Annotated in this window: 15 protein-coding genes and 1 pseudogene; 7 read left to right on the top strand and 9 right to left on the bottom strand. The window is 58.9% G+C overall.

Annotation, left to right across the window (positions count from 1 at the left end; all coding sequences use genetic code 11):
• Nucleotides 1-74: 74 nt before the first annotated feature.
• The 7 genes and pseudogenes from IPP88_16770 to IPP88_16740 form a co-directional block, all read right to left on the bottom strand.
• Nucleotides 75-1238 carry a rhodanese-like domain-containing protein gene (locus IPP88_16770; GenBank protein ID MBL0124298.1) on the bottom strand — a complete coding sequence of 388 codons (1164 nt, stop codon included), beginning with the start codon at nt 1236-1238 and terminating at the stop codon, nt 75-77.
• A 28-nt stretch (nt 1239-1266) separates the two neighbouring features.
• A complete protein-coding gene (locus tag IPP88_16765; protein ID MBL0124297.1) occupies nt 1267-2511 on the bottom strand; it encodes a YeeE/YedE family protein in 1245 nt (414 codons plus the stop codon).
• Between the two features lie 87 nt (nt 2512-2598).
• A complete protein-coding gene (locus IPP88_16760) occupies nt 2599-2991 on the bottom strand; it encodes a c-type cytochrome (GenBank protein MBL0124296.1) in 393 nt (130 codons plus the stop codon).
• 32 nt (nt 2992-3023) lie between these two features.
• Nucleotides 3024-3620, bottom strand: coding sequence for a cytochrome b/b6 domain-containing protein (locus IPP88_16755; protein ID MBL0124295.1), 597 nt, complete (start codon nt 3618-3620; stop codon nt 3024-3026).
• Between the two features lie 41 nt (nt 3621-3661).
• Nucleotides 3662-5221 (bottom strand): tetrathionate reductase family octaheme c-type cytochrome, encoded by a 1560-nt coding sequence (locus IPP88_16750; protein MBL0124294.1) that lies wholly within the window; start codon nt 5219-5221, stop codon nt 3662-3664.
• Nucleotides 5222-5513: 292 nt separating this feature from the next.
• Complete coding sequence (locus IPP88_16745; protein MBL0124293.1) at nt 5514-6212, bottom strand: aspartate/glutamate racemase family protein; 699 nt, start codon at nt 6210-6212, stop codon at nt 5514-5516.
• Between the two features lie 93 nt (nt 6213-6305).
• Nucleotides 6306-7548, bottom strand: a pseudogene (locus tag IPP88_16740) (MgtC/SapB family protein).
• An 825-nt stretch (nt 7549-8373) separates the two neighbouring features.
• Here IPP88_16740 and IPP88_16735 point away from each other — a divergent pair.
• The gene (locus IPP88_16735) at nt 8374-9663 is read left to right on the top strand and encodes a hypothetical protein (protein ID MBL0124292.1); all 1290 of its coding nucleotides are present in this window, start codon (nt 8374-8376) and stop codon (nt 9661-9663) included.
• A gap of 316 nt (nt 9664-9979) precedes the next feature.
• On the opposite strand, the gene IPP88_16730 is transcribed toward IPP88_16735, so the two are convergent.
• Nucleotides 9980-10558 (bottom strand): NnrU family protein, encoded by a 579-nt coding sequence (locus IPP88_16730; GenBank protein ID MBL0124291.1) that lies wholly within the window; start codon nt 10556-10558, stop codon nt 9980-9982.
• A 232-nt stretch (nt 10559-10790) separates the two neighbouring features.
• Complete coding sequence (locus IPP88_16725; protein MBL0124290.1) at nt 10791-11642, bottom strand: HDOD domain-containing protein; 852 nt, start codon at nt 11640-11642, stop codon at nt 10791-10793.
• 432 nt (nt 11643-12074) lie between these two features.
• On the opposite strand from IPP88_16725, the gene IPP88_16720 reads away from it, so the two are divergent.
• From IPP88_16720 to IPP88_16695, 6 genes are all read left to right on the top strand, one after another.
• Complete coding sequence (locus IPP88_16720) at nt 12075-13136, top strand: hypothetical protein (GenBank protein MBL0124289.1); 1062 nt, start codon at nt 12075-12077, stop codon at nt 13134-13136.
• Nucleotides 13137-13260: 124 nt separating this feature from the next.
• Nucleotides 13261-14550 carry a beta-lactamase family protein gene (locus IPP88_16715; protein ID MBL0124288.1) on the top strand — a complete coding sequence of 430 codons (1290 nt, stop codon included), beginning with the start codon at nt 13261-13263 and terminating at the stop codon, nt 14548-14550.
• A 157-nt stretch (nt 14551-14707) separates the two neighbouring features.
• Complete coding sequence (locus IPP88_16710) at nt 14708-15181, top strand: hypothetical protein (protein ID MBL0124287.1); 474 nt, start codon at nt 14708-14710, stop codon at nt 15179-15181.
• A gap of 284 nt (nt 15182-15465) precedes the next feature.
• Nucleotides 15466-16938 (top strand): DUF3943 domain-containing protein, encoded by a 1473-nt coding sequence (locus IPP88_16705; protein MBL0124286.1) that lies wholly within the window; start codon nt 15466-15468, stop codon nt 16936-16938.
• A gap of 241 nt (nt 16939-17179) precedes the next feature.
• On the top strand, nt 17180-19054 hold the full coding sequence (gene sppA / locus IPP88_16700) for a signal peptide peptidase SppA (GenBank protein MBL0124285.1): 1875 nt from the start codon (nt 17180-17182) through the stop codon (nt 19052-19054).
• 43 nt (nt 19055-19097) lie between these two features.
• Entirely contained in the window at nt 19098-19427 is a 330-nt protein-coding gene (locus IPP88_16695; protein MBL0124284.1) for a thioredoxin family protein, read from the top strand.
• Nucleotides 19428-19432: the final 5 nt, after the last annotated feature.

Genomic DNA, 19432 nt, shown 5'->3' with positions numbered 1-19432 from the left:
AAAATAAAACGAATTGGCCGAGGCGGGGAAGAGCGCACCCCGGCCGTTGGCAACAGTGTTGTGTAGATGGCGAACTATTTCTTTTCGGTGATCGTGTACTCGCCATTGCCGGCAAACTTGATGTCGGCATCGATGAAGTAAGCCTGTACTTTTCCACCCAGTAGCTTCACGGTGTCATAGGCCTCGCCAGAGCGGGCGCCCGTACCGCAGATAAAGACCACGGGTTTGTCGGTGGGCAACGTAGAAAGTTTCTTCTCAAGCTCGTTGATGGGGATATTCACGGCGCCCTTGGCGGTTCCGGCAGCGAACTCTTTTGCGTCACGCACATCGACCAGCATGATCGATCCGGGATTTTCCTTCCAGACCTTTTCAAACGAGGCGACAGTGACCGAGCCCTTTTCTTTTCCTGGTACCAATGCGGCTGCGGACTTGACGCCGCCGCTGGTGGCGGAGGACGCGGAAGTTGCGGCTGTTGCCGTGGCGGGGGCGCCGTGCAGTTTTTCCCACTCCGGATAGCCCGGCGGATAGGTGAGGACATTGGTATAACCAAGCTTCTTGGCCTTCTCCGCCGATTTGTCGGACAACACGCATTCCATGCCGCCACAGTAGTAGATCAGTGGCGTGGCTTTGTCGGCAGGAAGCTTGTCGATGTTCTTGTCAAACTCGCTGTCGGAAATGTTGAGGGCGGTTGGAATCATGCCTTTCTCGGCGACGCGTTTCGGTCGTGCGTCGATCAGTACGTAAGCGGCTTTTTCATCGATCAGCTTCTTGACATGCGCGGCGGACACCGATATCTGAGCGCCCTTCGCCTTCCAGTCCGGTGAGCCGGCCGCATAGACCTTGATATTGGTGTAGCCCAGTTTTTCGGCCTTGAATGCGGAATTGTGGCTGAGCATGCATTCGAGACCACCACAATAGAAGAGCAGCAGCGTGGCCTTGTCGGCGGGAAGTTTGTCGACATTTTTGTCGAATTGGCTGTCAGGAATATTTACCGCACCGGGGATGTGGCCCGGATCGTATTGGCGCGCGGCGGGACGCGAGTCGATGATCATCACGCCCTTCTTTAGCGGGATATCGACGTTCTGGCGCATGAAATCGAAATCAACCAGCGTCTTGTAGTAGCCATCCTTGACCTGGATGGCGGCGGGCTGTGCAACCGCGGCCGTCGAGAATACGACGGGACTGATGGCGAGGGCCGCGAGTATCGCGGTCAGCAGGGTCATGCGTTTGGCATTCATAAGGTTCTCCTTGAACGTGCGACAGAATTTACATCAGAGTGAATTTTTCGGTGGTTTCGTTGTAGCGCACCAGTGCATACCAGAGCAGCAGCAGGCCGCCACCAATGGCCAGCGTCCATCCCCAGTTGCCGAGCATTTCGGGAAGGTAGGCCTGAAAGCCGACCCGGGTCATTTCAAAGGTCTCGACATTGGTTTCGTCAATCGAGGTGAGGCCGAATTTCTTGAACAGGGCGCTGGCGGTGGATCCGGCCCAGGAGAAAAAGAAAATCGTCACCCAAAGCTTGCTTTGGCCTTCGCCCATCCGCCAAAGCGAGCCCGATGCGCAGCCGCCGGCAAACACCATGCCGATACCAAAAATGAAGCCGCCCACCAGTGAGCCCATCCAGAACGTGGCGGGAATGGCGAGATAGGGATCAATCACCTTTTTCTGGAACAACAATGCGGCGATCGGTATGCCCACGGCCAGCGCCAGAATCACGGCCTTGGTCATCGCGCCCTCACCGGTAATGAAGGGTTCGCGAAAGGCGCGGGCAAAGCACAGGCGCGAGCTGCGCATGATGTAACCGATGGCGAATCCTGCCACGACAATCACGGCACGCGCCGCCAGTTGCTCGTTGGCTGAGCCGTACCATTTCGTGGCCCAGATCAACACGCCGACGACCACGACAAGTCCCAGCAGGGGATATTTACGTTTGACGCCATCCGGAACCTTGATCGAGGGCGGCGCCTTCATTCCCCAGTCGATATTTTCCAGCGTCCACAACAAAAGCTTGACGCCAATGGCCGCGCCCGCGAGCAGGCCGGCCCACATCGCCCAGCCCGCGGGAGAGGAGTGCAGCACCGGATTGAAAAAGCCACCGGTTGTGCAGCCGCCGGCAAGTGCCGCGCCAATGCCGAGGAAGCTTCCACCCACGGCTGCCCAGATGTACTCCAGTTTGGGCGCGAGATTGGGCGTGAACTGACCCGACAGCAATGCCGCCGCGAATGCACCCACCACCAGCATGATATTCATCAGCGACATGCGGTGCATGATGAAATTATCCAGGTCATGGGGAACGCCGATCAGTGGCCCGAGGCCGATAAGGTTGTTGAACCAGTCGCCCCAGAATTTGACGCCACCGAATACGCCCCACACCAATCCACTGAGCATCAGGCCGATGATCACGAGTATCAGCAGGAGGGCGCCGACGAAAGGTGACCATTCCTTGACGACGACTTTTTCGTAGTCCGATTTGAAGCCGGCCAGCCAGCCGGCTTCACTCTTGGCGCTCATCTGTTTTCTCCTTGCTTATCGTTGGCGACATATCGCGCGCGCGGCGGGCCCGCGGCTGAATGGCGCCGCACCGCCAGCGGGCAACGATCAGCTGCAACTGGCCGGTGCGTCACCGTCCTTGGCGCCTTTGTTGAGGAATGCCGCGACGTCATCCAGCAATTCCTGGTCCGGCGCATCCGCAAACTTCTCGGCGGCCTTGTTGCCGGCTTTGATCTTGGCACGGTAGGCCTTGCTGACATATTCCTTGACCGTATCCTTGCCTTTTGCGTGCTTGTCGGCCTTCAGATAAGCGGCCCACTCGGCTTTGGTTTTCGTGCTTGGGTTGATGGACCCGATCGGCGCGGCGAGATGGCAAGTGGTGCAGACAGCACGGTAATAGACGCGACCGCGTTTCCAGTCGGCATCGTAGGCCTGGGCGGACAATGAAGTGCCGAGCAAGGCCAATACGGCTGCTGCGGCGAGTGTGTGGTTGAGTTTCATGGTTTTGCTCCTTGGTGATTTAGGGTTGCGGATTATTCGGCTTCTTCCCAGCCGGTGATCATGGTCTTGACTTGGGAGGTGACCTTGTGACCCGTGGTGGCGAGATAAAGATGCGAAATCAGGAATGCCAGCATCAGGAAGGCGCCGACGGTGTGGCCGACGGCAATCCATTCCAGCTGCAGTTTGGTGAGTCCCCACGCGGCCCAGTCGGCATAGAAAAGGTAGAGCCAGCCGGTAAACCAGATGAGCGGACTGAGCATCGTGAGAATGGCGAGGTAGGTCAGCCGTTGCAGGGGGTTGTGTTTGTTGATGTGGCTCGGCTTGAACGGATGGGGTTCGTGCTTGAAGATGCCGGACGAATAGAACTTCGCCATCACGAATATTTTCTCCCTCGTCGGAATGTAGTGGCGCCATTCGCCAGTGGTGAGATGCCAGAAGATCGCGAAAATCCACAATCCCACCAGCGACCAGGCGGCGATGACGTGGTAGGCCACCGCCTTTTCGAAGCCGAAGTTGGTATAAGTGCCGTGGATTTCAAAACCGGTGAGCATCAGGAAGATGATCAGGGCGGCCTGTGACCAGTGCCAGAAGCGCTCGAAGGCCTTGAAGATGTAAACGCGTTGTGTCATGTGAGTTCTCCGAAATTCGTCATGTTTCGCATTGGTTCAACTTAGCGCTTGCGGTGCACGACACGCAGCGCGCCGTGGCCGAGTACGCCGAGCAAAGTCAGCAGGACAATGCCCCAGCCGGCGGTGTCGACGAATTTGTTGGCATCGCGCCCGGGCAAATACACACCCTGTATGCCGGCCAGCCGTCCATCCTTGGTGTGGCATGCCACACAACCCAGCGCTTTTTCTTTCGGCGCAACCATGTGGGTGATCGGCCACGACATTTCGGTATTGATGAATTCAAATTTGCCCGAATACGGCGCGCCGGAATCCTTCATGCCGACCGGTATGGCTTTGTCCCACGCCAGGTTTTTCCAGAAGCCGGTGTCGTCATTGCCGGCGGTGTGTGGCGTGATCAGTGTCTTGTTGATTGGGTCGTAGGGTTGCGAGCCACGGAAAACCTTCATCGGCCAGATCAGCGATTTGCCGTCGGTCGGGCTACCGCCGAGTTTGTTAATTGGCGTGCGCTGGTCGGTTTTCTCGATCTTGTCGGAAAGCAGCGTGTACTCGACATGCCCGTTGAACCACGCATATTCCGGCGTAACGTTTTCGGCCAGCGTGAAGTCACCCTTGCGGGATTCATAGGTGATGCGGCCCTTGGCGTCCTTGCGGGTGATTTGCTGGCCCTGCTCGTCCTTTTGGCCCGCCGTGGACCAGTCCCAGGTCATCTTGGTGGCAACACCGCCGCGCGCAAAAGCTGGAATGTGGCAAGTTTGGCAGGCAAGCTTGGCGGTGTGCTGGTTGAGGCGCGGTTCTTTCTTGTGCGGGGCGTTGTTGTGGCAAGCCACACAGCTTGCCGGATTGCCGTTGCTGGCCCGGCCGGGCATGTGCGCACCCTTGGTATCTTTTGCGGTCGGCGTGTAGCGGCTACCAGCCACATCATGGCTCGATGTCTTGTGGCAAGAGGCACAAGTGAAGTCGAGCCCGGTCGCATCCATGTGTACATCAAGCTCTTTGTCTGGCGCTGACATGGAACTATCCAGATCGCCGTGCTTGACGCCATCGCCGCCGCCGCCGAAGAAATGGCAGGCGCCGCAGGTGTCACGGCTGGATTTGCCGACTTTCTGTGCGATTTTCGAGAGGTCGATCGCCTTCAGGATCTTGCCTGAACCGGCCGGGAATTCCATTTCCTTGGTAACGACGTTGCCGGCCAGTCCCGGTGGTTTTTTGTAGTTGCCGGTAGTGTCGTGGCAGGCCAGGCAATCGACATTTTCTTCGGACTTGAAGTCGAAGTTGGCATCTTTCCAGCCGTAACCGATGTGGCAGCTGGTACAGGACGCATAGTTGGAGGCAATCGAGATACAGAAGTTGTTGAGGATGGTTTTCTTACCCAGCATTTGCTTCGTATCAGGGTTCAGGTATTCCCATTTCCAGTGTTTGGTACGGTGAATCTGGCCAGCGGCCTCCGTGTGACAGACCAGGCAGGCTTTGGTCACTTCCGGGCCGGACTTGAATTGGCCCTGCAACTCCTTGAATTTGCTGTGATCAGCGGTGGTATTGAGCTTGAGAGGCTTGGGTTCCGTTTTGGCTTCTTCGGCCAACACGGAGCCAGCAACCGCCAGCCAGGCAGCGCAGCACGTAACGAGCGCAAGTCGGGTAAACGCGGGATTCACGAATGCTCCTTCTGATAGGGCGAAAGATCCGCAAAAGACGGACAATTCATTATAGATTTTGATATAACGTCAAGTTTGCTTTGGATCAATGGTCGTGCATATTTGTGCCCGTCGGCGCACGTTGGCGGACATGGATGAGATATTGGGCGTAAAAATGAGCGACGAATTGATCCAGCGCAGACCGCCCACGGGCGCGAAGCCTTGGTGGCGCTGAACGGGCTTTCAAGTTCGTGCGCTTGTGTCAGGCTTGTTGCCGACGCCAGAAAGTCACACAGGCGCGGGCCAGTGCGGCGGTCGAATCAATGCAACGCTCGCGCAGCGGAGAGTCGATGGCGTCCAGTGCAAGCGGCATTTCGGTGCAAGCGAGAATCACCAGCTGGGCACCGTCGGCAAGTAACTGCCTGACCACCGGCTCAAGTAGCGCACCACCTTGTCCAGACTTGCCCGCTTTGACCAACTCGATTGCCGGCAAAATGTTGCGGATCATCGAAGCCTCGTCCGGCACGTGCGATGCGTAACCCAGCGCAGCCAGACGCGAATCGTAGAGACCCGTGGCGAGCGTCGCGCGCGTTCCGATGACCCCGACCGCATTACCAGGCGCCGTCCGTGAGGCGATTTCGCGGCAGGTCGCGTCGATGATGCTGATGAACGGTACCGGGCAATCCGCAGTCAGGTCCGCGAACCAGAAATGCGCTGTGTTGCAGGGCATGGCCAAAAAGGTGGCACCGGCGGCGACCAGCTTGTCGCGCGCGGCACGCAGCGCCTGCAATGGCGACTCGCCATCGCCCAGAATGGCCACAGGGCGCGGCGGAATGCGTGGATCGGAGAGGATCAGCACCGGCACATGATCGGCATCGTCACTCGCGGGCGTGGCTGCAAGCAGCTTCGAAAAAAAATCGGCGGTGGCCAGTGGACCCATTCCCCCCAAAACGCCTAGCATTTGTGCAGCTCCTTTGTTCGTTCGAGAATAAGCCCTCAGGCGTCCGCAATCGCCCTTTGCGCATCGTCGGAACACCGGCGAATGCGCCGCACCCTATATCAAGGTGCCCACCCACGCTGCCGCGATCATCATCACCAGTCCTGGCACGATCCGCAATGCATATGGCGCGCCCCCCGACGTGAAGGCCAGCACCGCCTTGACCAGCGCATTGGTGCTCAATCCTGTCAGCACGGCGGTCACCGCGAGCGGCAACGATATTTTCCCCGCCACCAGCATTGATGCCGTCGCGACGGCGGCGGCATGCGCGTCGGCAAGGCCGGACGCCGCGGCGGTTACCAGCATGCCGCGCTCACCTACCCAGGCGTTGAGGGCGGCGGCGATGGTCAGTACCGCGCCGATCAATGCCGCAAACGTCAATGCGGCGACCAGGTCGAATGCCCGTCCACTGCCGCGAGGTGCCGCGTCAACGGCGCGCAAGGCGCAGGGTAAACCAGGCGGCATACAGCACGGCCGCCAGTCCGGCAAACACCAGCGGTAGCGCGAGTTGCGCGAGCAGTGTTGGCGCGAGAAAAGCAATCACCGCCGATAGTTGCACGATGGTCGCCACCGATGACAGTACCGCGCCCGCCACCAGTCCCGGCATCAGCGCGGGTTCCTCGCGCGTGCGCCGGCCCATTGCGTGTATGGTCGCGGAGCTGGAAATGAAACCCGATACCAGTCCCGCCAGCGGCAATCCGTAGCGCGGGCCGAGTAATCGCAACGCGATGTAGCCCAGCGCACTGACCGACATCACCAGCACGACGATGGCGACCAGCGAGTGCGGATTGATGGCGTTAAAAGGGCCGAGAAAACGATCGGGCGCCAGCGGCAGTGCGATCAATGCGGCCGCGCAAAACAGCAATGCATCGTGCAATTCACGTTCGCTCAGCACCCCGCTTACAAAGTGGTGCAGGCGATCACGCGCCGCCAGCAAACCCGCCAGCGCAACGCCAAGCCCGGCGGCGAGCAGCGGTTCACGCGCGGCGAGCCCGCCGATGAAGCATGTCAGGACCAGCGCGATCTCGGTCGTCATGCCCGGGTCGTCCGTGCTTGCCCGGCGATAAGCCAGCAGCGCAAACGCACCCACCAGCAATGCCGCAACGGCCATCAACAACACATCGCCCAGCAGCATGGCGACCACGCCCGTGAGCGAGGCGACGGCAAAGGTACGGATACCCGCGGGCGCGCGCGCCGGTCCCTCGCCTTTGCGCCGCTCACGCTCGGCGCCGATGAGCAGGCCAATGCCGAGTGCGATGCAAACGGCCAAGAGTGAATGCGAATTGAAGTCCAGGGGCATGCGTGTAGTGTAAGTACTTCCGCGACAAATAGCGTCTTTGTCCTGCGTGGCACTCGGGAGCACATTGACTTCGGCGCCGAAATTAGCTCAAGGGCCGAACTTGTGCCACCGGTTTGATGCAAATCAAACAAGTCGGCGCGGGGCGGGGGATAGTATCTGCACGTATTGTCGGCTTTTCACTTGGGGAGAAGGTCATGAAGAAGAGATTTATCGCGGGATTGCTCGCATTGGGTTTGGGCCTGATCATGTACGGCTGCACGCTAACCGGCGAAAAGAGCTATCCGAATATGCCGTTCAAGGGTGTGGTTGAAGACGGCAGCAAGGAAACTTTCCTCAAGGTGGCCGACGCCACGGTCTGGCTGATTCCGTCGATCGACGTGGCGGCGATGGGTAAGACGCCGATCGAGGTCAAGGCGGACGCCACGAATGACGAACCGCTGGAAGACAACCTGGCCGCCAACCGCGGGCGCTACCTGAATGCGAAAACCAACGCCAAGGGCGAGTTCAGCTTTGCCAACGTGCCGGGCGGCAAATACTTCGTTTATGTGGAACCGGCCACCAGCAAGTACCTGCCGGGCGGGGACAAATCGCGAAAGGCTTTCGGCACCGATGAACTGGGTGCCGCACCCATGCTGATCAAGATTTCCGGCAACGTTCCACCGAATGCCACCTATATCGGCAGCTCGGCCTGTATCGAGTGCCACGAGAATCAAAAACACTTCACCAAAACCCCTGCACCGGCTGGGCATGACGGTCATCGGCAAGCAAAGCAAGCTGCAGGACTTCTCCCGCTTCCCGGAATTCAACAAGGGCCTCGACAAGCTCATGGCCGGCACCAAGTTCTGGTTCTATGGCTACGACAAGGCGCGTGGGTTCGACAAATACCAGATCAGCACCAAGGCCCCCGCCGATGCGTCCAGCGTGAGTTTTACAGCAACCTTCTACAAGGATAATGGCGGCAACCTCAGGTTCCGCGCCGAAAACGTGAAGGATCCCAAGGACCCGGCCCGCATCTACTCGGTGGATATGACCTACGGAGGCGGCCTGTACAAGCAGCGCTACCTGGTTCGTGTTGGTGCCAACCTGTTCCCGTTCGTGCAGTTCAACCAGAACGGCGACGACAGTTTTGCCGACCGCAGCCGCAAGCCCTGGCGCGATTACCACGCCGACTGGTTCTTCAATGAACAGACCGCAAAGCTGACCGATCCTCCGGTGGGCAAGTCCTTTGACAAGGAATGTGCGTCCTGCCATTACGCCGGCTATACGCTGACGAAGAAAGCGAATGGCGATTACATCGCCGGCTCAGCCAATGATCGTAATGGTGAGATGGACATCGATGGCGACGGCAAGCCCAATGAGCTGAACCTGGGTTGCGAAACCTGCCACGGGCCCGGCTCCGTGCATGACAAGGCGAAAGAGATCGACATGCCTGCCACCATTGTCAGTCCCAACAAGCTGTCCGCGGAACGCGCCGATGTGCTATGCGGGCAGTGTCACAGCCGACCCCAGGGCTTCCTGAACAACGACCAGCCGGTCAACAAGGATAACAAGATGATGTTGCCGGGCACCTCGCGCAATAGATTCATCAAGGAATACACCACCCGGCCAGATGGTGGCGAAAAAGATTTTTGGGCGGATGGTTTGCATTCCAAGAGCCACCATCAGCCCTACTCGGATTTGATCAAGGCCAAGAAGTACCGCAACGGCAGCCAACTGGTGGCTTGCTCGGACTGCCACGATACGCATGGAAACGGCAAATCCCTCCATCAGTTGAAGCACGATCCGAAGACTTCCGAGGTTTGCACGTCCTGCCACAAGGGCAGCAACGACATGAAGAAACATCTGGCGGAAAAAGCAAAGTGCACGGTCGATGCAAGCAAGATTACCTGCATCGATTGTCACAACAGCAAGACCGCGCAGACCGGCGCCGGCTTCGGCAAGGGCATGGATGGCAAGGACGGCAAGAACTACTGGGTCAATGACATCAGCTCACACGTCTACGATGTTCCGCGCAAGGACAACAAGGGCGTGAAAGGCGTCGCACCGGGCGCGGCCATGCCGATTCCCTACACCAACAAATGTGGCGCAGCGTGCCACGATACGAAGAACCTCTAGAAACAGATTTACGCCCGCCTCATTAAGATCGGGCAGACAAAACAGCAAGGGATGGCGCATGCACTGTCCCTTGTTTTTTTACTTATCCGACTCCCGGGCTGGCACTGCCCCACGGCCTGCAACGCGCGGTGTGCCTCGCCCCCCCCGCCCCCCGCGCCCTGCTTTTGGGCCGCGATCGAGACCGCCGTGGGGGGGGGGGGGGGGGGGGGGGGGGGGGGCTGAAAGGCCCCGAGCAAGATGCCGCCCCTTGCCCCATCAAATGATGCGGGACCCGGCCGTGACGATGATGGGTTGCGATCATTTTCTGCTACCAGGATTATCCAAAAGGCCGTACGCCAATCAGCATGCCGTGCAGACTGAACGCAAACGCCATCCAAACGGCGAGACCAATGACAACGACGATGACATCACGCGAAAACCCGGTGGCCTGATACGCCACGCCTGACTTCCGGTCACGCTGGCGCGCGGCGCGAAATGCCAGCGCGGCCCACAGTGCAAATCCGCCAAACAACAACACATCATCAAGCCGGCCATTCGACAGGAGGTGCGCGAACGCCCAAAGCTTCACAGCCAGCATCATCGGGTGTTTGAGCGCGGCCTTGATGTGCGTGCCCGGCACATATGCCGCCGCGAGCATGACAAAAATGGGTAGCGTCAAAAGAGCGGTAACGTGCCGCGTCCAAACAGGTGGCATCCACAAGTTGATCGGTGTCTGCCGCGACAATCCATAACCGTGCACGATCAGAATGAATCCGATGATCGAGACCACCGCGTAGAGCGCTTTCCAGGCACCCGCGCCCATTCCGGCGATACGCGCCGTGCGCCAGTCGTCGGCGAAGATGCGGACCGAATGCACGCCGAGGAACAACACCAGCCCTGCGATGAGATAAACCATACATGGATTCCGCATAATGAATGTCTGTGTATTTTGACATCATCTGCGACGCGTGGCGGGCGACGGCGGCGCGCGCAGGAGAGCTTTATGTGCGACCAAGAATTAGAAGTCAAGCACTGGCGCGGCGTTCAGGGCGATATTGGCTGAAAACGCACGCCGGACAAGGAGTCCGACGTATTTGCCACTGGCAATTGGACCCGTTCGATCCACGGCATGATTGACGCGCGAAAAATCAGAAATGCGGCGAGACCACGTCGCAAACAGTGTCTTCTTCGGTCCCGATCATGATCATGACATTGTCCGGTGGCATGCCAAGTAGCTGGCCGATATCTTTGTAATCATCGGGCAAGGCGGCATCGTCCCAGCCATTGGCGAGATGGCGCGCAAGGTTGACGGCCAGCACCACGTTGCGCACACGTTCCTGATCGGCGCACTTGTCATCCATCAGCGTAAGCAATAATTTCGGCAGACCCCATTCGCGCGTCAGCGCCGACTGCAACTCGACCAGTGAAAATCCCAGCACCTGTGTTTGTGCATCGTGGCTGCGCAGGCTCTTGTCCTGCTGTTTCATGGCGTGTATTTTGAGCATCTCGACCGGCGCAAAACACCACATGAGCAATTCGGCGAGATCGTGCAGCAATGCCGCAATGCGCACTTCTTCAAAGTGCAGGTCGCGAAGGCGCAATGCCCAATCCAATGCGTACGCCGACGCGTGTTGCGCACGGCGCACCACGCGCAACAGACTCACCAGTGCGGCGGTATGCGCCCGCAGCATTTCGTCAGTCAATGGCTCCGGCGGCAGCTTGGTGAAAAACGCATCGACGCCGAGCATCAACATCGCCTGCTCAACTTCCATCACCTCGTGCTCTTGCTTGCTACGCTTGTGGTGCTGCAGATAGCGCAACAACTTGACCGTCATCATGGGATCGCGCGCAATGATCTCGGATATGCTTCGCGCGCTGATGTTCTCGTCGTCCTCGCGCCATGCCGTCAGGTCTCGGGCGGTTGTCTTCAACACAGGAATGTCCGCCCGCGTCAGAAACGCCACCCAGCCTTCCAGATTTTTCATTTCACCATGTTGCATTGCGACCCCGGTTTTCCTTGCATTCACCGCTAGTCAATGAATTTTCGGCGCGCCGGCAGAAATCTTTAATCCGGGAACCATTGTTTAATGGAACTGCCCGCGCGCTGAACAGGCTTCCTGCCAACGATTCAGCCGGAGGCTGGTGACACCGGGCGCGTGCAAACCACGTTCGCCTGTTGCCGGCAAGATGCGCGTTTCTTGCGGCCGCATGACGCCGGAAGTGCTCGGCCATTTCGACCGGTGGCGCGACTTTTCTACTGAAGAGTATCAGCCACTTTCTAGTTTGTTCGGATTGTCCTGACGCGCGCGCCTCACTACCATGGTCGATACACAACCGGCTGCACACCACGAACCGCGCACAAAATCACGCGGCAACAATCCAACAAGGCATCAATGCCGGCTGCCCAATTACCCTCCCGGAGGAGAAAAATCATGGGCTATGAGGTTCTTGTCATGGGCGCGTCCTACGGTTCGTTGCTGGGCGCCAAGCTGCTGCTGGCCGGTCACAACGTGACGCTGGTCGGGCTGCCGGCCGAAGTCGACTTGTTCAATCTCGAAGGCGCGCGCGTGCGATTGCCGGTGAAGGGTCGCGCGGATTTGGTTGAAATTGATTCGCGAACGACACCAGGCAAGCTTTCGGCGGCCGGGCCGGATGTGGTCGATCCCGCCGCTTTCGATCTGATCGCACTCGCCATGCAGGAACCACAGTATGGTTCGCCCGGCGTTCGCGAATTGCTCGACCGTGTCGCGCGATCGCGCGTGCCGTGCATGTCGATCATGAATATGCCGCCACTGCCGTACCTGGCACGTATCCCCGGTGTATCGGCGGCTGCCTGCCGCGCGTGCTACACCGATCCCGCCGTCTGGGACAACTTTGATATTTCGCTGATGACGCTATGCAGTCCGGACCCGCAGGCGTTTCGCCCACCCGACGAAAAGATCAATGTGCTGCAAGTGCGTCTGCCCACCAACTTCAAGGCCGCGCGTTTCGTCTCGGACGCTCACACCGCCATGTTGCACAAGTTGGCGGCCGACATCGACGCCGTGCGATTCAATACCGGCGCGGAGTTGATCGAATTACCGGTGAAGCTGAAAGTGCACGAATCCGTATTCGTGCCGCTCGCCAAGTGGAGCATGCTGATGGCCGGCAACTACCGTTGCATCCAGAAGGACGCGATGCGGCCCATCAAGGAAGCGGTGCATGGCAACATCGAGGAGTCGCGCGCGGTCTACAAGTGGGTAGCCGAATTGTGCATCTCGCTGGGAGCGGCCGAAAGCGATCTGGTGCCATTCGAAAAATACGCCAACGCCGCGTTGGGACTCGCCAACCCATCCTCGGCCGCGCGCGCGCTGTTCGGCGGCGCACACCATATCGAGCGAGTGGATCGGCTGGTGCAATCCATCGCCGCGCAGAAAGGCAAGCGCAACGATGTCATTGACGAGATCGTCTCGCTGGTGGATGAAAGGCTGGAATTGAATCGGCTGAAGTCATAGCGCGTTTCTGCAACGTGTTCCTGTCCCGCGTACGCGCTGGTCGCTTTTCGCGCCCGGCGCTACACTATCCACATTCATCGGATAACTGATGCTGTCCAACAAAAGCAATAGGGAGAAAGAATTCATGCGCAAATCGAGAGTCCTGAAAGTCTGTCTTGCACTGAGCACGATGCTCGCATCAATTGCCGCAGGCGCCGCCACACCGCTGCCGGTCACCGCGCCGGAGAAAGCCGGATTTTCCAAAGAAGGCCTGGCGCGCATCGATCAGTTCTTTGCTCGTGAGATCGCCGCCGATCGCGTGCCCGGCGCCGTGATTGCCATCGCCCGCGACGGCAAGCTGGTGCATTACAAAGCCTACGGTGCACTCAACAAATCGACCGGAGAGGCGATGCCGCTCGACGCGATCTTCAATCTTGCCTCCATGACCAAGGTGATGGCCGCAGTCGGTGGCCTTACGTTAAACGAGGAAGGACGATTGCCGTTGAAATCGCGATTGAGCGAATATCTGCCGGCGTTCGCCAAGATGAATGTCGGCGTCGCCGGGCCCGATGGCGAGATCAAACTCGAGCCGGCCAATCCGATCTACATCCATGATCTTTACCGACACACCTCGGGAATTACCTATGGTGGGCGCGGCACCACGCCGGTACATAAACTTTATCCGGCCGGTTCGGCGCCCGCCGCCGCGCAATATTCGGCCGATGAATTCGTGGCCAAACTCGGCGCCACGCCGCTTATGTATCAACCCGGCACCGTGTGGGATTACGGTTTTTCCACCGATGTGCTCGGTCTGGTCATCGAGAAGGTCAGCGGCAAACGCCTCGGTGATTATCTGCAAACGGCGGTGTGGGACAAGGTCGGTATGCCAGACACCACGTTCAATGTTCCGACGGAGAAACGCAAGCGTCTCGCCCGCCCATTGCCGAAAGATCCGATCTCCGGCCGCGACCAGAACATCTCGATTCTCGACAAGCCGGTCAAATTTGATTGCGCCGGTTCGTGTGCGTTCAGCACCGTCGGCGATTACCTGCGGTTCGGCCAGATGCTGTTGAACGGCGGCGTCATCGACGGCAAGCGCGTGCTGAGCCCGAAGACGGTGCGCGCGATGACCAGCGATCACCTCGGGGCGAATATCAAGAACAACGTCGCGGGCACCGAGCCGCACCGGGACGGCTATGGTTTCGGCCTCGCTGTCGCGGTGCGATTGCATGACGGCCTCGCCGCCACACCCGGCACGGCTGGTGATTACACCTGGAATGGCGCCAATGGCACCGCGTTCTGGGCGGACCCGAAAGAGCGGCTGGTGGTGGTTTACGGCACCGTCGCGCCGGGTGAAATCCGCAAGTACTATCGCGAGCAGGTTGGCGCGCTGGTGTATGGCGCGATGCTGGATTTGCCGAAGGCCGGAAAGTAGAGGCTGGCAGCAAGGTGTTTTCTGCTATCTTGCTGAAAAGTGAAACGCCAGCACTGGTGCGGCAGTTGCGGCATAAACGGCTCGAAAGCCCCGCCAATGCTGGTGTTTTGGTATTTTCGTGTATCTGCAATGCAACAAGTTCAGAAGGATTCGCCAAATGACAAAGCGCATTTCCGTAGCTGCCTGCGTCCTGCTGATCGCGACGTTTGCCGGTTGTGACGGTGTCGCCACCGGCGACAAAATGCATTCCGAGCCGGTGACCGAATCGGCAAACGGAGGCTATGGACCGGTCAAATTATCCCTCACGCCGCAGATGTCGCCGGTGGCGGTCAACATCCGCGCGGAACATGGCATTGACGGTACCAAGGCGGGCAAGTGGAACAGCTACCTCGCCACGTTGACGTTTAACCGGCGCGAAGTGGCGGCGAGCAAATTCAATATCAATTATGCAGGCGACGTCGACGGACAGCCCGGCGCGCCGTACATCCTGAAGAACATGTTGACCGCAAAGGTCGCGGAGGCAGGCGACTATGAGCTGACGGTGGTGCCCATCCAGCCCATCGCGATCAAGCTGACCAACGTGCGTATTGAAATGCGCCGCAATGTCGAAGGCAATGCCAACTTGCGCTGAAGAATTGTTTTGCGCAATGCCGGCAAGAAATTTCCAATACTGTAACGAATCCGGCAATCTGAACGTTGCAATCGACGATTCAATTTTCGTCGCGCGCGCCTTTCTTCAAATTTGGTCGCTGCCGGCAGCGTGCCGATAGGCGGAAACAGCCCGAAAGACTTCAAACTGGCCGCTTAAGTGTTCGCTAACGCACGGAGAGCCGGCCCCAATTCGAACAGAATCGGCGGATGCGATTTCCTGACTCCCTTTCCGCACCTGGTGCGAATGCTTCACAGCGCACCTTTATGTGCCAGGCAGCGCGTTTCGGCGCTGTTTTCATGCTTGGTCTCGCGGCAATGTGTGGCGCACGCGCTGAAACACGCGAGACGACGACCACGCTGACGCCACCCGTATCTGCCACGACCGCCGCTACGACCGACGCCCCCGCAAGCGCGACCCGGAAACCCCCGCCCGACTTCTCGGCCGATGTGGCGGCTCGCAAGAACTATGTGTTTCCGGCACTCGCGATCGTCGGTTTTGACGTCCTGCTGAACCAGTACAACCGGCGGTACATCAGCGATGAATACAAAAGCAACATGTCGTCGATCCGGCGCAATTTGCGACGTAGCTGGGCGGTCGATAACGACCCGTTTGGCGTAAATCAGCTGGGACATCCGTATCAAGGCTCGATCTACCACCGGTTCGCGCGGACCTCCGGACTCAGTTACTGGGAGTCGCTCGCCTACACGTTTGCGGGCAGCGCATTCTGGGAGATCGCAGGGGAGACGACACCGCCGTCACGAAACGACCAGATCGCCTCCGGTATCGGCGGGACCTTTCTGGGCGAGGCACTTTTTCGCTTGTCCAGCCTGATGCTCGAGCATGGTGGAAGTTCGCCGCCGCTTTGGCGCGAAATTGTCTCCACGGCCATTACCCCGTCAATGGGTATCAATCGTTTCATCTTTCACAACCGAGAGATCTTTCCCGGCCACGATCCCGCCTACTACAGCCGCATACAAGTCGGCTTCAGCGGTACGGCAAAAAACGACCAGGGCACGTCGACCACGAAGCTCCGGCGCAACGAAGCGCTTACCGATTTTTCCATCGACTACGGGTTACCGGGAAAGCCTGGCTACACATATGCGCGTCCATTCGATTATTTCAATCTGCAGGCGACCGCCTCGAGCGCCAATGGATTCGAGAGCCTCTTTACGCGCGGACTGCTGGTGGGCAAGGACTATGAGGCAGGTGAGAAATACCGGGGAATCTGGGGGCTGTACGGCAGCTACGACTATATGGCGCCACAAATATTCCGCGTATCAAGTTCGGCGTTGTCGGTGGGCACCACCGCGCAATGGCGGCTGTCTGATTCGTTTGCGGTGCAGGGCACGGGACTCCTTGGCGTGGGTTACGCCGCTGTCGGCACCACGCGCGGCGATGCAACCGACCGCGAATACCACTACGGCGTGGCGCCGCAGGCACTGTTCGCGATGCGCCTGATTTATGCCGACAGCGCGTCACTTGACCTGACCGCGCGCGAATACTTCGTGAGCAACGTTGGCGCTGCCGACCGCGGGGGACATGACAACATCTTTCGCGTGGATGCATCATTCACGCAGCGCATCAGTCGCCGCCATGCCATCACCATCAAGTACCTGGGAAACCGCCGCGATGCGACCTATCCCGACCTCGGCAGCCGAACCCAGTCGCGGGGAACCATCGGCATCTTCTACACATTCATGGGTCAGGACGGGTTCGGCAAAGTCGATTGGCGCTAGCCCTGCGATGCCTTTTTGTCCGCATATCAAACCTCCGCGCTTACACCTTAGGCAGTAAATTCGGCTACACATTCTTGGTCGCCGGCTAATCACACGGAATTTCCGCCCGCGCGGGAACGCCGCCCTGGACACCGGCCATTCACGGCCGCGAAAAAAACTGACTTGCGAGTGGCGGTCAAGTCAGGTCCCGGCTGCAACGCCGGTATCATTGCAGTTGGCCCTTATGTTTTCTGGAGTATCCATGTCATCCGTCCCTGGATTGTTGCGTCGCGTCTTCAGCGGTTTCTGGTCGGCGCTCGACACAAGCCGCCGCGTGTTTTTTAACCTCATCTTTCTCATTGTCCTAGCCTTCATCATTGCCGTGATTTTCAAGGAAGCCCCAGAATTGATGAAAAAAACCGTGCTGGTGCTTGGCCTCACCGGAAAACTGGTGGAGCAGCGCTCGGGCAGCACGCGTGAGCAGCTCCTGAGCGAAGTGCAGGGCGGCACGAAAGAACCAACGCAATTGCGTGATGTGCTCGCAGTACTCGATGCGGCAGCCAAGGATTCGCGCATCGAACGCGTGGTGCTGACCCTCGATGAATTTGACGGCAGTGGCCCGGCATCGTTGCACGAGGTGGCCAGCGCGCTTGAGCGGTTCAAGGATGCTGGCAAACAGGTTATTGCGTGGGGCGGCCACTTCAACCAGCGTTCTTACTATCTGGCCGCGCATGCCAATGAAGTTTTCATGCATCCGATGGGTGTGGTCATGCTGGAGGGCTATGGACGCTACCGCAATTACTACAAGGACGCACTGGACCGGCTCGGCATCCAGGCCAATGTCCTGCGCGTCGGTACCTACAAGAGTTTCGGCGAGCCTTACACCAGCAACGCGCCCTCGAAAGCGACCATTGAAGCCGACACGTTTTTGTACAACGACTTGTGGGCGACCTATACGGGCGCTGTTGAGAAGGCGCGCAAGTTGCCCGCTGGCGCCATCAACAAAGGCATCGAGGAAATCACGCAACGCTTTGCCGTGGTCAATGGCAACCCGGGAAAACTTGCACTTGAAAGCCGGCTGGTCGACGGCCTGAAAACGCGCGATGAATTTCGCGAATTGATGATTCAGCGTGGCGCAAAGGACGAAGAAAACAAAACTTTCCGCCAGGTTTCGTTTAACGCTTACCTTGGGACGCTCAAGCCGAAACGCGGTGATGACGCCATCGCCGTCGTCGTTGCCGAGGGGGAAATCAGCGACGGTATTGCGCCACCCGGGCGCATTGGCGGCCGCTCGACGGCCGAACTGATTCGCAAGGCACGCGACGACGACAAGGTGAAGGCGCTGGTATTGCGCGTGAACTCGCCCGGCGGAAGCGCGTTTGGTTCGGAATTGATTCGCCGTGAGCTCGAACTCACGCGCATCGCGGGCAAGCCGGTGGTGGTATCGATGGGAAATGTCGCGGCTTCGGGCGGTTACTGGATCTCGATGGCCGCGGATGAAACCATCGCCGACCCGGCCACCATTACCGGATCCATCGGCGTAATTGCCATGCTTCCAACCGGTGAAAAGGCGATGGAAAAGCTATCGATTGCGACCGGCGGCGTGACCACCACATGGCTGGGCGGCGCCTACGATCCGCGGCACGGCCTCGATCCGCGATTTGCGCAATTGGTGCAAGCCGCGATTGGCAACATCTACACGGAATTCACGGGTAAAGCGGCGGTCGCCCGCAAGACCACGCCGGAGAAAATCAACGACGTCGGACAAGGCCGGGTATGGACCGGCAATCAAGCGAGGGAACGCGGCTTGATTGACCGCACCGGCAGCTTTGGCGATGCAATCAAGTCGGCAGCCGCCAAAGCCAAGCTCGGTGATGATGCACGCGTGATTTACGTCGAGACGGAACGCACGCCTTTCGAGAAGCTGATATCGCAGTTGGGCGGCGCGCAACTGGAAGCGTGGATCCAGACGATGGTGGGCAATGCGGCCAACAATGTCCTGCCACTCGCGGCGCTTCCCGACGTTGCGCGTGAGGTGCGGCGCGATCTTGCGTGGATCCTGGAAGCGGCCGATCAGGCGAAGAGCAGCGGCAACCCGTTTGCCGCGTATACGCATTGTTTGTGCGTTGCCGAATAGTTGGCGGGTGAAAAGCCGGACTCACTCATCGGTGAATGCGATGATGAATGAAAACTACGCAGACGTGGAACCCGGTCGCGCCGAAATCGATGCCCGGAAAGACCCTGTCATGATTGAATTCGGCAGTCCGTGGTGCGGTCATTGCCGTGCCGCGCAGGCGCTGATCGCGGTTGCCCTTGAGAAACATCCCGGCGTGCATCACATCAAGATTGCCGACGGCCCTGGCCGCCCGCTGGGGCGCTCCTTCAAGGTGAAGCTCTGGCCTACGCTGATTTTTCTGCATGATGGAATGGAAAAATCCAGGCTGGTGCGTCCGGTGGATTCCGATATGATCGCGGAGGAGCTCGAGGCGATCGACGTCGCTGGCGGTTGACTAGT

This window comes from Betaproteobacteria bacterium (assembly GCA_016720925.1).
In the GTDB taxonomy this organism is placed as follows: domain Bacteria; phylum Pseudomonadota; class Gammaproteobacteria; order Burkholderiales; family Usitatibacteraceae; genus UKL13-2.
This window is presented reverse-complemented; position numbering and strand designations above follow the sequence as displayed.